This is a genomic window from Bradyrhizobium sp. SRL28, assembly GCF_018596315.1.
Taxonomy (GTDB): domain Bacteria; phylum Pseudomonadota; class Alphaproteobacteria; order Rhizobiales; family Xanthobacteraceae; genus Bradyrhizobium.
Genome location: NZ_JAHEAG010000015.1, coordinates 156,477 through 170,621 on the forward strand (window position 1 = coordinate 156,477; position 14,145 = coordinate 170,621).

General features: G+C 63.5%; 17 protein-coding genes. 8 read left to right on the forward strand and 9 right to left on the reverse strand.

The genetic code is table 11. From position 1 onward, the window contains the following. Nucleotides 1-4 precede the first annotated feature (4 nt). Together KIP88_RS26045 and KIP88_RS26050 are read right to left on the reverse strand one after the other, a co-directional pair. Nucleotides 5-358, reverse strand: a complete 354-nt coding sequence (locus KIP88_RS26045; RefSeq protein ID WP_214490888.1) for a helix-turn-helix transcriptional regulator — start codon at nt 356-358, stop codon at nt 5-7. Nucleotides 359-434: 76 nt separating this feature from the next. Continuing rightward, on the reverse strand, nt 435-1,514 hold the full coding sequence (locus tag KIP88_RS26050) for an adenylate/guanylate cyclase domain-containing protein (RefSeq protein ID WP_214490889.1): 1,080 nt from the start codon (nt 1,512-1,514) through the stop codon (nt 435-437). Between the two features lie 120 nt (nt 1,515-1,634). Here KIP88_RS26050 and KIP88_RS26055 point away from each other — a divergent pair, with 120 nt between their 5' ends. Continuing rightward, the gene (locus KIP88_RS26055) at nt 1,635-2,090 is read left to right on the forward strand and encodes an SRPBCC family protein (RefSeq protein ID WP_214490890.1); all 456 of its coding nucleotides are present in this window, start codon (nt 1,635-1,637) and stop codon (nt 2,088-2,090) included. 32 nt (nt 2,091-2,122) lie between these two features. Here the strand turns inward: KIP88_RS26055 and KIP88_RS26060 are convergent, their stop codons facing one another. The 3 genes from KIP88_RS26060 to KIP88_RS26070 all read right to left on the reverse strand — a co-directional run bounded on the left by KIP88_RS26060 (nt 2,123) and on the right by KIP88_RS26070 (nt 4,437). Beyond that, the gene (locus KIP88_RS26060; protein ID WP_214490891.1) at nt 2,123-2,824 is read right to left on the reverse strand and encodes a GNAT family N-acetyltransferase; all 702 of its coding nucleotides are present in this window, start codon (nt 2,822-2,824) and stop codon (nt 2,123-2,125) included. Nucleotides 2,825-2,861: 37 nt separating this feature from the next. Then, nucleotides 2,862-3,839 (reverse strand): SDR family oxidoreductase, encoded by a 978-nt coding sequence (locus KIP88_RS26065; protein WP_214490892.1) that lies wholly within the window; start codon nt 3,837-3,839, stop codon nt 2,862-2,864. A gap of 64 nt (nt 3,840-3,903) precedes the next feature. Continuing rightward, entirely contained in the window at nt 3,904-4,437 is a 534-nt protein-coding gene (locus KIP88_RS26070) for a MarR family winged helix-turn-helix transcriptional regulator (RefSeq protein ID WP_214490893.1), read from the reverse strand. A gap of 151 nt (nt 4,438-4,588) precedes the next feature. Between KIP88_RS26070 and KIP88_RS26075 the strand changes: the two genes are divergently transcribed. From KIP88_RS26075 to KIP88_RS26090, 4 genes are all read left to right on the forward strand, one after another. Next, a complete protein-coding gene (locus KIP88_RS26075) occupies nt 4,589-5,263 on the forward strand; it encodes a VOC family protein (protein WP_214490894.1) in 675 nt (224 codons plus the stop codon). A 78-nt stretch (nt 5,264-5,341) separates the two neighbouring features. Next, on the forward strand, nt 5,342-5,743 hold the full coding sequence (locus KIP88_RS26080) for a cupin domain-containing protein (protein WP_214490915.1): 402 nt from the start codon (nt 5,342-5,344) through the stop codon (nt 5,741-5,743). 28 nt (nt 5,744-5,771) lie between these two features. Further along, the gene (locus tag KIP88_RS26085; protein WP_214490895.1) at nt 5,772-6,473 is read left to right on the forward strand and encodes a cytochrome c biogenesis CcdA family protein; all 702 of its coding nucleotides are present in this window, start codon (nt 5,772-5,774) and stop codon (nt 6,471-6,473) included. Between the two features lie 2 nt (nt 6,474-6,475). Continuing rightward, nucleotides 6,476-7,471, forward strand: coding sequence for a thioredoxin family protein (locus tag KIP88_RS26090; RefSeq protein ID WP_214490896.1), 996 nt, complete (start codon nt 6,476-6,478; stop codon nt 7,469-7,471). A 238-nt stretch (nt 7,472-7,709) separates the two neighbouring features. Here the strand turns inward: KIP88_RS26090 and KIP88_RS26095 are convergent, their stop codons facing one another. Then, complete coding sequence (locus KIP88_RS26095; RefSeq protein ID WP_214490897.1) at nt 7,710-8,924, reverse strand: MFS transporter; 1,215 nt, start codon at nt 8,922-8,924, stop codon at nt 7,710-7,712. A 148-nt stretch (nt 8,925-9,072) separates the two neighbouring features. Between KIP88_RS26095 and KIP88_RS26100 the strand changes: the two genes are divergently transcribed. Continuing rightward, nucleotides 9,073-9,765, forward strand: coding sequence for a hypothetical protein (locus KIP88_RS26100; RefSeq protein ID WP_214490898.1), 693 nt, complete (start codon nt 9,073-9,075; stop codon nt 9,763-9,765). A 189-nt stretch (nt 9,766-9,954) separates the two neighbouring features. Next, entirely contained in the window at nt 9,955-10,347 is a 393-nt protein-coding gene (locus tag KIP88_RS26105; protein ID WP_214490899.1) for a VOC family protein, read from the forward strand. A gap of 24 nt (nt 10,348-10,371) precedes the next feature. Here the strand turns inward: KIP88_RS26105 and KIP88_RS26110 are convergent, their stop codons facing one another. Further along, nucleotides 10,372-10,851 (reverse strand): GNAT family N-acetyltransferase, encoded by a 480-nt coding sequence (locus KIP88_RS26110; protein ID WP_214490900.1) that lies wholly within the window; start codon nt 10,849-10,851, stop codon nt 10,372-10,374. Between the two features lie 123 nt (nt 10,852-10,974). Here KIP88_RS26110 and KIP88_RS26115 point away from each other — a divergent pair, with 123 nt between their 5' ends. Next, nucleotides 10,975-11,472 (forward strand): peptide deformylase, encoded by a 498-nt coding sequence (locus KIP88_RS26115; protein ID WP_214490901.1) that lies wholly within the window; start codon nt 10,975-10,977, stop codon nt 11,470-11,472. A gap of 499 nt (nt 11,473-11,971) precedes the next feature. Here the strand turns inward: KIP88_RS26115 and KIP88_RS26120 are convergent, their stop codons facing one another. Together KIP88_RS26120 and KIP88_RS26125 are read right to left on the reverse strand one after the other, a co-directional pair. Continuing rightward, nucleotides 11,972-12,568, reverse strand: a complete 597-nt coding sequence (locus KIP88_RS26120) for a YdeI family protein (RefSeq protein WP_214490902.1) — start codon at nt 12,566-12,568, stop codon at nt 11,972-11,974. Beyond that, the gene (locus tag KIP88_RS26125; RefSeq protein WP_214490903.1) at nt 12,568-13,962 is read right to left on the reverse strand and encodes an amidase; all 1,395 of its coding nucleotides are present in this window, start codon (nt 13,960-13,962) and stop codon (nt 12,568-12,570) included. Before KIP88_RS26125 ends, KIP88_RS26120 begins: the two co-directional genes overlap by 1 nt. Nucleotides 13,963-14,145: the final 183 nt, after the last annotated feature.

Here is a 14,145-nt window from a genome sequence, read left to right on the forward strand (position 1 = left end):
CGTTCTACTCCTTCACCTTTTTTGGCTTCGCCTTGTCCTCTTCAAGCAGCAGAGCTTCCAACGCGTTGAGCTTTGCATTCCAGAAACGCTCGTAACGCCTGAGCCACGCATTTGCTTCCGCGAGCCGCGCCGCCTCGAGGCGACACAGATGGGTGCGGCCGCGGATCGTGCGCGTCACAAGGCCGGCGTTCTCCAGCACCCGCACATGTTTCGACGCGCCGGCGAAGCTCATATGGAACGGGGTTGCGAGTTCCCCGATCGTCAACTCGCGTTCGGCCAACTGTCCAAGCATCGCGCGGCGCGTTGGGTCCGCGAGTGCATGGAAAACAGCGTCGAGATGCGTCGAATACTCAACCATGTGGTTTAGTATAGGCACGCAGCGCCGATAGTCAACCGATCGGTTTAACGTTTTCGTGATGGGGTTCCGGGCCGTTCTAGTCGTCTGTGTAGACGGCGCACGGAGATGCGATGCCGCGCAGCGCATGCGTTCCCTGCGGGATCAGTGTCACGCTCGTTTCGGCGGCGACCGCGCCCGAGATCAAAACTGTTCGGCCGAGCGGCCGGCAGAGCCCTTCGAGCCGGCTGACCAGATTCACCGCAGGACCGATCGCGGTGAAATCCAGCCGGTCGGCCGCGCCGACATTGCCCCACAGAATTTCGCCAAGGTGTAGCGCCACGCCGAACGACAGCGGCGGCAGCCCCTGCTCGCGCCGGCTCGTATCGAGATGCGCCATTCCGGCTTTCGCGGAAGCAACCGCACGCAGCGCAGCGTCGCAGGCTTCGCGCGGTTTCTCGCCGACCGGAAAGATCGCGAGCACGCCGTCGCCGATGAATTTCAACACCTCGCCGCCAAAGGCGTGCACAGCGCCGCCGATACAGTCGAACCAGCCGCCGAGCGCGGCGATGACGGCGGCGGGCGGCTCGGCCTCGGACAGCGCGGTGAAGCTGCGCAAATCGCCATAGAGCAACACCGCCCGAATAGTCTCGCCGACCTCGCGCCGCAGCGGCCCCGCCAGCACGCGCGCAGCGCTGCGCCGGCCGAGATAGGCTTCGAGCGCGACCGACAGCGTCGCGCGCGCCGAGAGCGCGGCGAGCGGCGCTGCGGCAAAGCGAGCGGCCTCGCGCAATCGATTGGCTTCCGCTTCCGAGAACCGGCGCGGCCCGATCCAGCCGAGCACCGGCCCGCCTTCTCCCGCGCCAACGGTGTCTTCATGCACCGCACCATCAGCGAGCCCACCCAACCAGCTTCGTCCCGCATCGCCGGACGAACTCGCCGCACCTCCAAATCCCATCGGAGCGAATCCCACCGCCTCGATTACTTCGCCGTTCCCGGCCCGCCATAGCCAGGTGCGGCGGGCGATGATCGGGTGCGGCACGGCGAGCGTCAGTGCGCCGCCGGCGAGCGGCATGTCGTCCGCGATCAAGCGCGTGCCGAGTTCGGCGAGGAACCGGTCGGCGCCCGGCGAAGCGCTGGCCGCATCGACCAGCCATGTCAGCGTCGAACTCAGTTGCATGGTCCGACCATGTGGCAGGGGCTACGCATTGTCATCACCGGCACTTGGTAAATCCCCGCGCCGTCCTATGTTGGCACGGGAGTGCCGCCATCGTCACGCCAACAAGCAGCGAGGTTTTTGATGCCTGAATCATTTGTGGTCCAGCGCGAGACCCAGATCGCCGCACCGCGCGCCAGCGTGTTCGCCTTCCTGACGGACCCTGAGAAGATCGTGCAGTGGATGGGCAGCGAGGCCGTGACGGAGATGCATCCGGGCGGGTTGTATCTCCTGAAGGGCGTGGGCAGTGCGACGGCGCGCGGCGCATTCCGCGAGGTGGTGCCGGTGCATCGCCTCGCCTACAGCTTTGGCTGGGAAGGCAATGACGAGGTGCCGCCGGGATCAGGCCTGATCGAGATCGACCTGATCGAACAGGATGGCGGCACGCTGTTGCGCATGACCCATAGCGGGCTTCCGAGTGCGGCCCATCAGGCCAGCCATGCCAAGGGTTGGATCCACTATATCGACAGGCTGACCAAGGTGGCCGCCGGCCAGGATCCCGGGCCGGATCGGGGCCCGAGCGGCACCCGCAACGCGTGAGGATGATATCGGTCAACGCGCGCATCGCCAGGCTATCCATCTTCTTTCTTCAACACCGTCACGTGGAGACGGCGCCGGCTTTCCATCCCCTGCCGCCGGTAGAGCGCGATGGCCGAGTGATTGTTGGTGAAGACGTGCAGGAAGGGAATTTCTCCGCGCGACACGATCTGGCGGGAGATGGCGGATAGCAGCATCTGCCCGTAGCCGCGGCCGCGGTGGGATGGATGCACGCAGACGGCGGTGATCTCGGTGTAGTTGGCGGGCTTCATCCGTTCGCCGATCATCGCGACGAGCTGGCCGTCGACGCGGATACCGAGAAACGTGCCAAGTTCATGGGTCCGCGCGCTGAACGGGCCGGGCTTGGTGAGCGCGGTCAGCTCGATCATCGCTGCAACGTCATCGACACCGAGGGTGATGATATCGACGCCGTTGGCTGGCGTCTCGACCGGTGTCCCGATCATCTGCTCGCCGGTATCCGCCAGTGCAACCTTGAATTCCGCGGGCGGAGTTACGGCTTCCGGCGTGAACAGCACGGCAATATCCTTCGGCGACATCAGCGCACCGAGCGCCGCGAAACTTTCGGCTGACGTATCCGCCATGGCCGCGAACGGCGTGATCTCTGTCGGATAGCGCCGCGCACGGGCATCGCCTTCGGCCAGCGTCCGGTGTGTGGTCGTCAGAGCGGTCCAGATCGGATAATCGAGGGGATGGTTGGAGCTGTCGTGAACAGACATCGGGCTGCTTTCATTCTTACTCAACTGCACCACAACCTTAGCGGTAGTCGCCAAGGTCCGCCACCTTGCCGCCTTCCCGGACCTCGGCCGTGTAGCGCCAGATGTCGGGCCGCGAGCCGTCGATATCCGTAAAGCCGTAGTGGCGCGCGAGCTCGCCGGAGCTGAGCGACTTCTGATTCCACTTGCCGCGATCAGGATCGGCGGCGAGCGCGGCCACGGCGCGGCCGACATAGCGCGGCGATTCCGACAGCGCGAAATCGGGCGGCGCCTGGTGCCGGCCGCCTCCCCGCTCCGTCAGCGCCTCGCGCCAGTTCGTTTCGGTGACGCCGAAATTCTCCAGCATCATCTCGGAGCGCAGCCAGCCCGGCGTGATCGCCACCGCCGTCGCTCCGTGGGGGCTAAGTTCGTGGCCTTGCGAGAAGGCCAGACGGTTCACGCTCTGCTTGACGAGGTCATAGAACACCGAGATCCGGTAGTGTCGCGCGTTGTAGTCGGCGGTGCCGTCGGTGACCTCCACCAGCAGGCCGCCGGGCTGCGCGACCAATAGTGGCAGCAGGTAATGCGACGTCACCAGATGGGTCTCGATGCCGAGCCGCAGAATCCGCAAGCCCTTCTGCAGATCGAGCTTCCAGATCGGCGTATTCCATTCGGCCGGCCCGCCCTTCAGTCGTTCGGCGCCCCAGATGTCGTTCACCAGCACATCGATGCGGCCGTAGTCGGCGCGGACACGATCGGCCAGCGCCGCGACCTGCGCCGGTTCGAGATGGTCCACAGCGATGGCGACGCCTTTGCCGCCGAGGCTGGAAACAAGCGCTGCCGTCTCCTCGATCGTCTCGGGCCGGTCATAGTCGGATCGCGTTGGAGCATCGGCACGCGTGCTGCTGCGGCCGGTGCAGATCACCGTCGCGCCGGCCTCGCCGAGCGCGGTGGCGATGCCGCGGCCGGCGCCGCGCGTCGCGCCTGCCACGACGGCGATACGTCCGCGAAGCGACCCCCCGTGTGCCAGGGCATTCATCGCAACTTCCCCTTCACGCGCCGCCGGAGGCCCGTCGCCTCGAAGCGCCGATTAAGCGTACCCGTCACGCTTCCTCCGCCGTCGCCTTGATCAGGTTGTCACGGAGCGCAACGACGTTTTCCTGCAGCCGCGCGAACTCGTCGGGCTTCAATCCGGTCGACGCCACCAGGTTCATGTGCATGCCCTTCTCGCGCAGCCGCCGGCCTTCGTCGGTGAGGCTGACGCGCACCTGTCGCTCGTCCGCGGGATCGCGCTGGCGGCGCAGATAACCCATCGACTCCAGCTTTTTCAGGATCGGCGTCAGCGTGTTGGATTCCAGGAACATCTTCTCGCCGAGTTCGCTCACTGTCTGGCCATCCTGCTCCCAAAGCGCCACGATCGCGATCCATTGCGGGTAGGTCAGGCCGAGGTCATCGAGGCCCTGCCGATAGGCCCGTCCGAAGGCGAGGTTGGCCGAGTAGATCGCAAAACACAGGAAGTCGCCAAGGCGCCGGTCACCCCCGGCGGATTTCGGCTTCGCATTGGGCTTTGAATTGTCTCTGGAATTGTCCCGGGACCCGGATTTAGGGCCGGATCTGGCAGCATCATTGGGCTTCATGGGGTCGTCCTTTCCGACACGAACATGTGAAGTCTCGCACCCATATATATCGTATCCGATTAAATCGGAAGGGTTGACAGTTGGCGCATCAAAGGTATTTATAGCTCGCACACGAATACATCGCATACGATCTAATAAAAAGGAGAGCGCCATGACCACCACTGCAAACCAGCCCCCGAAAGCTGCGGCCGTCGACCTGAAGCTCGAAATCGTCGTCATCCCCGTCTCCGACGTCGAACGCGCGAAGCAATTCTACGCGAAGCTCGGCTGGCGGCTCGACGCCGATTTCGCCGGCCCCGACGATTACCGCGTGATCCAGTTCACCCCGCCCGGCTCCAACGCCTCGGTGATCTTCGGCAAGAACGTCACCTCTGCCGCGCCCGGCTCCGCGCAGGGCCTGTACCTGGTCGTCTCGGACATCGAAGCTGCCCGCAAGGAGCTGCTCGGCCGCGACGTTGCGATCAGTGAAGCGTTCCACGCCGGCGGCGACGTGCATGTTGGCCAGGACGAGCCCTATCTGTTCGGGCGGGTCCGGCTGAACGGTCCGGATCCGGAGCGTGGCAGCTATCGTTCGTATGCCTCGTTCAGCGATCCCGACGGCAATGGCTGGCTGCTGCAGGAAGTCACCGCGCGATTGCCCGGACGCATCGACGGCAACGGCACCTCGTTCACCTCGTCGGCCGATCTCGCCGCCGCGTTCCGCCGGGCTGCCGCCGCCCATGGCGAGTACGAGAAGCGCAACGGCGGCAAACACGATGAGAACTGGCCGGACTGGTACGCCGACTACATCGTCAACGAACAGCACGGCCAGCAGCAGGCCGCATGAGCAGGCGAAGCGATCACCGTCATCGGCGGCGAGCCCGCCGGTGACGGCCCTCAAACCAAGGAACTCAACATGACAACGATGAAGAACTTACAAATCGCTGCAATGGCGGTGCTTGTCGCCGGAGCTGTTCTGGCGCCGTTTGGCGCGCAGGCGCAGCAGGGTGGAGTCACGCGAACCGATCTGCAGCGGCACGACCTCAGCGCGCCCGGACGCGAAGCTATCCAGGTCCGCGTCGACCTCGCGCCCGGCGTGGCGTTTGGCAAGCATACGCATCCCGGCGAAGAGGTGATTTATGTCCTCGAGGGCACGCTCGAATATCAGATCGACGACAAGCCGCCCGTCACGCTGAAGGCCGGCGACGTGCTCTTCATTCCGGCCGGGACGGTTCATTCAGCCAGGAATCCCGGCAGCGTCACCGGGAGCGAGCTCGCCACCTACATCGTCGAAAAGGGCAAGCCGCTCCTCACGCTGGTGAAGTGATAGCCGCGGCCCACGAGGAGAGTCCGACATGATCGAGATTGCGTTGGCGTTTGCGGCCGGCTTGCTGACGGCGGCAGCGCCCTGCATCCTGCCGTTGCTCCCGGTCTTGCTGGGGGCTTCCATTGGCCAGCAAGACCGACGGCGACCGCTCTTTCTCGTGGCCGGTTTCATCCTGACGTTTTCCGGTTTTGCGATCCTGTTCGGCTCGTTCTCGACCCTGCTTGGCTTGTCGCACGACACCTTGCGGAAGGTCTCCGTCATCCTGCTCGGCAGCTTTGGCGTCCTGCTGCTGTGGCCGCAGCCATATGAGTGGCTGATGGCGAGGTTGGGCGGCCTGCTCTCTTTCGCCGACAGCGTCGTCTCGCGCGCCGGTTCAGGCAATGCAGGCGGCCTCGTTGTTGGACTGGCGCTAGGCGTGCTCTGGACACCGTGCGCCGGGCCGGTGCTCGGCTCCATTCTCACGCTGATCGCAACATCGGAAAACCTGGCACGCGCCGCGCTGCTGCTCGTCACCTACGCGGCCGGCGCCGGCATTCCGATCCTGCTGATCGCCTATGGCGGACAATACGCGACCACGCAAGTGCGGAAGCTTGTGCCCTACACCCTCGCCTTGCAGCGAACATTTGGTGTGGCGGTGCTCCTCGTCGCGTGGGCCTTCTACACGCAATACGACAGCATCGTCGCTGTCTGGTTTTCGGAGCTTTATCCGAACCTTCAACTGGGATTATGACTATGCGCAAGCTTCTTAGCCTGATCGTTCTTGTGATCGTTGCCGTTCTTGCCTTCGCGCAGTTTGGCCCACCCGCACTGCTCGGCGAAGAAACGACGCGGCAGGACTCGACGCGACAGGACTCCCGGCCCGCGTCGGAGTTCTCCGGGATTTCCGCCTGGTTGAATTCGCCACCACTGACGACGGAAGGCCTCCGCGGCAAGGTCGTGCTGGTTCAGTTCTGGACCTACTCCTGCATCAACTGCCTGCGCACGCTGCCTTACGTCACCAAATGGCATGAACAGTACAAAGACAAAGGTCTTGTCGTGGTCGGCGTGCACACGCCCGAATTCGCCTTCGAGAAGGAACGTGCGAATGTCGAGACCGCGATCAAGCGCCTGGGCATCCATTATCCGGTGGCACAGGACAATCAGTACCGCACCTGGCGCGCCTTCGGAAATCAGTACTGGCCGGCCGCGTATCTGATCGACAGGTCCGGCACGATCGTCGCGACGCAGTTTGGTGAAGGCGGCTACCAGCAGATGGAAAAAGCCATCGCGCGCCTTGTCGGCGATCACGCACCCATCGCAGCAACGCGCGATCCCGACCTGAGCGCCGTTGCAACGCCCGAGATGTATCTCGGTTCGGAGAAGAACGATGGCGCCATCGTGGATCAGCAAATCGCCACATCAGGCGAACGGCCCTACGCGCTGCCGGACAGCGTGCCGCAGAACAGGTTCGCGCTCTCCGGGCGCTGGAACGTGACGCAAGACCGCGCAACGTCGGCGGCGGACGGTGACGAAATCGTGCTTCGCTTCAACGCACCCAAGGTCAATCTCGTTGCCGGCAGCGCTGCCCCGCAAACATTGTCCGTGATCGTCGACGGAACGCCGCAGCCGCCGGTCACTATCGACGGAAGCAGGCTTTATTCCCTCTACAGCGGCCTCAGTGGCGAGCACGTGTTGCGGCTGAAAGTGCCCAAGGCCGGCCTGAGCGCCTACAGCTTTACGTTCGGCTGACTGCGGTCGAGCGCGCCAAATTCTGAGTTAATTGTCAAACAACGTCGAGGGTTATGCCAAAGGGACTGGACAGGTTTTGGGTGATTTGCCAATTGGTCGCACCCCAATCCCGTCATTCCGGAGCGTGCGAAGCACGAGCCCGGAATCCATTTCACGACAGAACGCGCGGCCCGATGGATTCCGGGCTCGCGCCAAGAGGCGCGCCCCGGAATGATGGCGGTGGCGTCGTGCGGCGCCCTCACGCCGGCACCGGCGCAGCGGCCCGTGCCGCCGGCATCGGCCTGAACGTCAGTATGATCAGGAACGCGCCGAGCCCCATGATCCACGAGCCGATATAGAGCCAAGCGTAGCTCGCAAACGTGTCGTAGATCAGACCGCCGGCCAGCGGACCCGTCGCCATGCCGAGGCTGCCGGCCATGGCGGTGCCGCCGATCACGGTGCCCATCATGCGCAGCGGAAAGTTTTCGCGCACCAGAACGGCATAGAGCGGCATCGTGCCGGCGTAGATGAAGCCGAACAGCGCTGCGATCGCGTAGAACGCGGCGAGGTCGCGCACGAAGACATAACCGAGCGCGCCGAATGCCTGTGCCAGCAAGCCGAACACGAGCACGCGCTTCGCGCCGAACCGATCGCCCAGCAGGCCGAAGGCGATACGGCCGCCCATCCCGGCGAGACCTTCCACGCTGTAGATGGTGACGGCAGCGATCATCGGGATGCCGCAACTGATGGCGTAGCTCACGGTGTGGATGATCGGGCCCGAATGCGTTGCGCAGCAGAAGAAGTTCGTTAGCAGCAGGATGATGAATTGCGGCGAGCGCAACGCCTGCGCGAGCGTCATCTCCGGTTCTGCCGGCGCGTTCGACAGCGTGGACGCCCCGCTTTCGAGCGCCGGCGCGCGGCGCACCAGCAGCGAGACCGGAATCATGATCGCTGCGACGACAAGGGCCACGATCTGCATCGAGGTCCGCCAGTCATGATTCGAGACCAGCCAGGCGGCGAGCGGCGACATGGTCATCGGCGCCATGCCCATGCCCGCCGAGACCAGCGACACGGCAAGGCTGCGATGGGTATCGAACCAGCCGGTGACACAGGCCATCATCGGCGCGAAGATCGCAGCGGTGGCACCGCCGACCAGCAGCCCGAAGGTGAACTGAAAGACGACCAGCGATGTCGCGAGGCTGGCCAGCCCGAGGCTCACCGCCAGCACGACCGAGCCCGTCAGCACCACCGGCAACGGCCCCAGCCGATCCGACAAGGTGCCCCAGATCATGCTGGTGAAGGCCATGGCAAGGAAGCCGATGGTCATGGCGCTGGATATGCCGGTGACCGACCAGCCGGTATCCCGCGCGATCGGCTGCAAAAACACCGGCAGCGAAAACATGCCGCCGATCGCGACACAGCCGAGCAAGCCACCAGCCGCGACGATCACCCAGCGATAATGAGAGTTTTCCATTCCTGATCTCCACTGCAGCTCTCTCTGGGTGGAAGACGAACGGGATGGGCTGGAACCGACGGCCAGCGACCAGACTGCCTCACTTTTTTGCGAGGGAACGGTGAAGCGGCAAGGCGAGGCTCCTCGCAGTTTCTGACAGGAACTCGGAATGGCACATGTCAGCGGAACCGATGGCCATGACAGACTTGCACGGTGGAGCAAGAGCCTTGTTGATGGCGGAGATGGCAACGATACGGTCGATATCTGGTCGGACAGTGCGGTGGAGGGCGGCGATGGCGATGATACCATACGCGCCTGGTCCAACACCGTCGTCCTCGGCGGCAACGGCAACGATTCCATCGATGCGTGGTCCGACAGTCAGGTCGACGGCGGCGCCGGCAACGATGTGATCAACGCATGGGCCAATAGCCGCGTGAACGGTGGCGAGGGCGATGATTGGATCTCCGCAGCGAGCAACAGCGTCGTCGACGATGGCTCCGGCAACGACACGCTTACGGCTGTCAGCTCTGTCGTCTCTGGCGGCACGGGGAATGACACGATCTACGACAAGCACGGCTCCACGGTCTTGTTCTCAGCCGGCGACGGCAAGGACACGGTTTACGCCAGTCGCGACACCACCCTCCGACTGGGAGAGGGATTGACGGCTGACAAAATGCAGGTCGAGGTTTCCGGCAGCACGGCCACGATTTCCTTCGGCGATGGATCAGATCAGATCACGCTCCATCTTGGCTATGGCTCTCCCGTGACCGTCGCGTTTGCAGACGGAACGACGACGGAGATCAAAGACAACAGGCCCATGATCCGCCTGACACAGCCTCCCGAGGTGCGCCGACTGGCATAGGCCCGCGCAACGCTTCGCATGATCTGAACTGTCCTGGCATCCGCAGGGAACAGTATTGCCAGCGCGGCCTCCGCCACCGCCATGAGATGCTGCGTTCAACTTTCGTCACTGGAACGATATGACTTGCGACTTGGTTAAATCAGCTCCACGCCGCAGAACAATGAAACTTTTCTGTTTCGGGAGATCGCCATGGCCATCCACTTCAATCATACGATTCTTTCGACCCACGATAGCAAGGCATCGGCAACGTTCCTGGCCGAGATGCTCGGTCTGCCGGCTCCACGGCGGTGGGGGCCATTTTATATGGTCACGACCGAAAACGGCGCCAACCTCGACTACATGGACACTGAGGGCGACATTACTCCGCAGCACTATGCGTTTCTGACCAGCGAAAGCGAGTTCGACGAGATCTTCGGCAGGGTCCGGGAACGGGAGCTTCCCTACTGGGCCGATCCTGGACAAACTCAATTGGGCAAGATCAACCATCACGATGGCGGGCGTGGCATATACTTCAAGGAGCGGAACGGGCACCTTCTTGAAATTATTACCCGCGAGTATGGCAGCGGCGGTTGGAATCCCTGAGCGGCGCACCGCGGCCAACGCGCTTCATCGGCGCACCAGATGCTTCTCATAACGCCAGACTTCGAGATCGAAGGGGCCATCGGCAGTGTCGAGGCGGCTGACCACCGTGCTGGCAAGATGCCATCCGCTCTTCTCGTAGAATCTGGCCGCGCGCGCGTTGCCGATCGCGCAGGCGAGCCACGCCGTCTCCACGCCGCGCGCCGACAACTGGGCTTCCGCGTCCGCCATCAGCGCGGCGGCTATTCCGGCGCCGCGTGCTTCCGACGCCACGTAGAACTGATAGAGCTCGTCGCCCTTCAGCATCGCGAACCCCAGTGGCGCGCCTTGCGGCCCGATGACCCGCACATCGGCGAGCGCGGCGGCCATCCGTTCGGCAAAGCTCTCGTGCGTGCGCGCACGTGCGAGCGTCGCCGGCAGGATCGCGGCATGGGCATCCTGCCAGCCGTCATACCAGAGGCGCGCGAGTGCGCCAGTATCGGAGGGGTCGGCCGGCCTTGCTATCATTGCAGGATCATACACCACCATGGCGCGATGAAGGAAGCACGTTGACGTCGCCTCGTATGAGGCATCTAAGCAAGCCACTGATTATCGGCAACGGCCATTCATCGATATACGACAATAGATCACATGCCCATCCGCCCCATCATCCGTTACCCCGACCCTCGGCTGGCGCTCTCGGCGCAGCCCGTCACCGTGTTTGACGGCGTGTTGCGCGAACTGGCGAGAGACCTGCTGGAGACGATGCACGCCGCGCCGGGGATCGGGATCACCGCACCGCACATCGGCATCTCCCAGCGGGTCGTGGTGCTCGACCTCGATCCCGTCGATGGCGCGCGCACCTACGTCAACCCGGAGATCATCTGGGCATCGCCCGAGATGATCCTGCATCAGGAAGGCAGCGTCTCGATGCCCGGGGTCAACGACGACATAGAACGTCATGCGCGGGTCCGGATCAGCTATCAGGACGTCCACGGCAACCTGCAAACCGAGGAATCCCAGGGACTCCGCGCGGTCTGCCACCAGCATGAGATCGATCAATTGAATGGCCTGTTCTGGATCAAGCGGCTATCCCGCCTCAAGCGTGAGCGGCTGATCAAGCGGTTTGAGAAGATGTCGCGGGGTTGAGATAAATGCGCTCCTCCATTAAGATTACGTCTTAACTAATAATTAATTATGCCTTTGCGGGCACAAAAGGCTCGGCCTAGCGTCTTAGGAATGCTGCTCAGTAACCTACCAATGGGTGAGTGCCATGACCTATAGAACGACGTTTATCGCATCTCTCAGTGCCCTCGCGCTTGTACTTGGCACGGGTGAGACATTTGCCGATCCGGGAGTAGCGCGCGGTGCGGGGGTTGCTCCGTCGTCGCGTCCGGCTTTCCCGTCATTCCCCCGATCGCATCATCATCATCACCATCACCGGGGCGGCGGTTTGTGGGCGGGAGGCGCGGGAGTCTTCTATGGTCTACCACCGGATGTGGTCGACGAACCGGTGGTAGTGGCTCCGCCGCTAAAGCAATCAGACGATCTCCGTTACACATGCGTGTATGATATTCCATGGGATTACGTGCATCGTTGTCCGCAGTTTCGGTAATGGTTTTCGGAACATGGTGTGCGCGGGCAAAACTCACTTCTTGCCTTGCGGATAGATCGTCTCGCCGCGCTTGAGCATCGCGACAAGGGCCGCGATCTTCTTCGTACGTCCGGCTTCGGTCTTCATGTTATGCGTGCGAAAGGCCAGCGCGAAACGGTTCTGCGCACTGAGCTTCGCCAGCATTGCCTTGGCTTTGGGCTCGGCGTCGATTGCGGCCTGGAGATCGTCGGGGATCTTCATGTCCTTGCTGTTATAGGCGCGCGCCCAGCGCCCGTCGGATTTGGCCGCGTCGACTTCCTTCAGCCCGTGTTCGGTCATCCGGCCTTCCCTGATCAGCCGCGCGACATTATCGACGTTGATCTGGCTCCAGATGCTTTTCCCGGTGCGCGGCGTGTAGCGCTGCAGAAAGCTCTTGTCATCGAAGCCCTTGCGGAGGCCATCGATCCACCCCCAGCAAAGGACGACATCGATCGCCTCCTTCGGCGTGATCGATTTCAATCCTGAATCCACCTTGTGGATCTTGATCCAGATTTCGGCTTGCTTGTCGTGGTGCTTGCCGAGCCATTTGTAGAAGCTCTCCGCGTCCTTGAACGCGCGGATATGATCGGGATTGATTTTGACGGGTGCCATTAGCAGTCAAGGCCCGGCCGCGCACCGGTGGCGCAAGCCTGCTCGACGCAGCAGCTGGCCCGGAGGATGTTCTGCTCGGCGAACATCGGCCCCACGATTTGCAACCCGATCGGCAGGCCCTCGACAAATCCGCAGGGCACCGAGGCCGCAGGCTGGCGGGTGAGGTTGAACGGCCATGTCAACGGCGTCCAATCGAACCATTGGGGAAAGCGCGTGGCGTCGGGCGTATCGACGCCGGCGGCGAAAGCGGTGATGGGAACGGTCGGCGTCAGCAGGAGATCATAATCCTGATGAAACGACTGCATCTGCTGGCTCAGCGCGCGCATCTCGGCATAGGCCGCCTGCAATTCGCTCGCAGGAATATCCTGGGCTGATATGACCAGCCGCAGCAGGCCCGGATCGAGCGCCGCCAATTGCGCGCCGTCGAAATCACGCACCAATGCGGCATGCGATGCGCCCCAGATCACTTCCAGCGCCGGCTGCGCACCGGAAAGATCGAGAGAAACATTCTGCACGTCGGCACCGGCCTTCACCAGCGCGTCGATGGCCGGTTGCATGCCGGCGACGACGGCAGGCTCAGTGACCGGGAAGCCGAGATCGGGCGACCATGCGATACGCATGCCCCCTACCCCGCCATCGAGGCCGTCGAGATAGTCTATGCCACGATAGGGAATGGCGAAAGAATCACACGCGTCCGGCCGCGTGAGCACGTTCAATAGCAAGGCGCTGTCAGCAACATCGCGCGACAGGCCGCCATAGACCGCGAGCGTGCCCATTGGTCCCAAGAAATTCGGCACCACGCCGTAGCTCGGCTTCAATCCGAACACGCCGCTGAACGCCGCCGGAATGCGGATCGAGCCGCCGCCATCGCCACCGGTGGCCAGCGGCACAACGCCTGCCGCCACCAATGCGGCCGAGCCGCCGCTGGAGCCGCCGGGCGTGCGGGAAACATCCCAGGGATTACGCGTGATGCCGGTCAGCGGGCCATGGGTGATGCCCTTCCATCCGAATTCGGGCGTGGCTGTCTTGCAGAAGAACAGCGCGCCGGCCTCACGCAAGCGGGCGACACCGGGCGTATCCTCCGTGCTCGGCGCCGCTGAAGTCGCGTGCGAGCCGATGCGCGTCGGCCAGCCGGCGACATGCGCCGTGTCCTTGATCGCGACAGGCACGCCGTCGAGCGGTCCGAGCGGCGCACCGCGACGCCAGCGTTCCGCTGACTCTGCAGCCAGCCGGCGGCCCTGCGGTTCATCGAGCAGGCAGATGGCATTGAGAACCGGATTGACCGTGTGCAGTTGCGCTAGCGTAGCTTCCAGCACATCAACCGGCGACAACTCGCCCTTGGCAAAGCGCCGCGCCATCTCGCGGGCGGAAAGCCAGTTCAACTCGTCAGACATGCCGCCCGATCCGAAAATGTGATGAAGCCTTCGAACATTCCGTCCAACATGCCACGACAGCCAGTGCGCCGCAGCCCCTCGACCAGAATGGCAGACCTGCAACCGTGCTCGATGTCGAACGTTGCGCAGCCCGCGGCGTAGCTGCCCGGCGGCCTCCGCTCTCTCCACCGTCATTGCGAGCGC

Coding starts and splice junctions, on each gene's coding strand:
- KIP88_RS26045 (WP_214490888.1), bottom strand. CDS start 358: ATGGTTGAGTATTCGACGCATCTCGACGCTGTTTTCCATGCACTCGCG.
- KIP88_RS26050 (WP_214490889.1), bottom strand. CDS start 1,514: ATGCAACTGAGTTCGACGCTGACATGGCTGGTCGATGCGGCCAGCGCT.
- KIP88_RS26055 (WP_214490890.1), top strand. CDS start 1,635: ATGCCTGAATCATTTGTGGTCCAGCGCGAGACCCAGATCGCCGCACCG.
- KIP88_RS26060 (WP_214490891.1), bottom strand. CDS start 2,824: ATGTCTGTTCACGACAGCTCCAACCATCCCCTCGATTATCCGATCTGG.
- KIP88_RS26065 (WP_214490892.1), bottom strand. CDS start 3,839: ATGAATGCCCTGGCACACGGGGGGTCGCTTCGCGGACGTATCGCCGTC.
- KIP88_RS26070 (WP_214490893.1), bottom strand. CDS start 4,437: ATGAAGCCCAATGATGCTGCCAGATCCGGCCCTAAATCCGGGTCCCGG.
- KIP88_RS26075 (WP_214490894.1), top strand. CDS start 4,589: ATGACCACCACTGCAAACCAGCCCCCGAAAGCTGCGGCCGTCGACCTG.
- KIP88_RS26080 (WP_214490915.1), top strand. CDS start 5,342: ATGAAGAACTTACAAATCGCTGCAATGGCGGTGCTTGTCGCCGGAGCT.
- KIP88_RS26085 (WP_214490895.1), top strand. CDS start 5,772: ATGATCGAGATTGCGTTGGCGTTTGCGGCCGGCTTGCTGACGGCGGCA.
- KIP88_RS26090 (WP_214490896.1), top strand. CDS start 6,476: ATGCGCAAGCTTCTTAGCCTGATCGTTCTTGTGATCGTTGCCGTTCTT.
- KIP88_RS26095 (WP_214490897.1), bottom strand. CDS start 8,924: ATGGAAAACTCTCATTATCGCTGGGTGATCGTCGCGGCTGGTGGCTTG.
- KIP88_RS26100 (WP_214490898.1), top strand. CDS start 9,073: ATGGCACATGTCAGCGGAACCGATGGCCATGACAGACTTGCACGGTGG.
- KIP88_RS26105 (WP_214490899.1), top strand. CDS start 9,955: ATGGCCATCCACTTCAATCATACGATTCTTTCGACCCACGATAGCAAG.
- KIP88_RS26110 (WP_214490900.1), bottom strand. CDS start 10,851: ATGATAGCAAGGCCGGCCGACCCCTCCGATACTGGCGCACTCGCGCGC.
- KIP88_RS26115 (WP_214490901.1), top strand. CDS start 10,975: ATGCCCATCCGCCCCATCATCCGTTACCCCGACCCTCGGCTGGCGCTC.
- KIP88_RS26120 (WP_214490902.1), bottom strand. CDS start 12,568: ATGGCACCCGTCAAAATCAATCCCGATCATATCCGCGCGTTCAAGGAC.
- KIP88_RS26125 (WP_214490903.1), bottom strand. CDS start 13,962: ATGTCTGACGAGTTGAACTGGCTTTCCGCCCGCGAGATGGCGCGGCGC.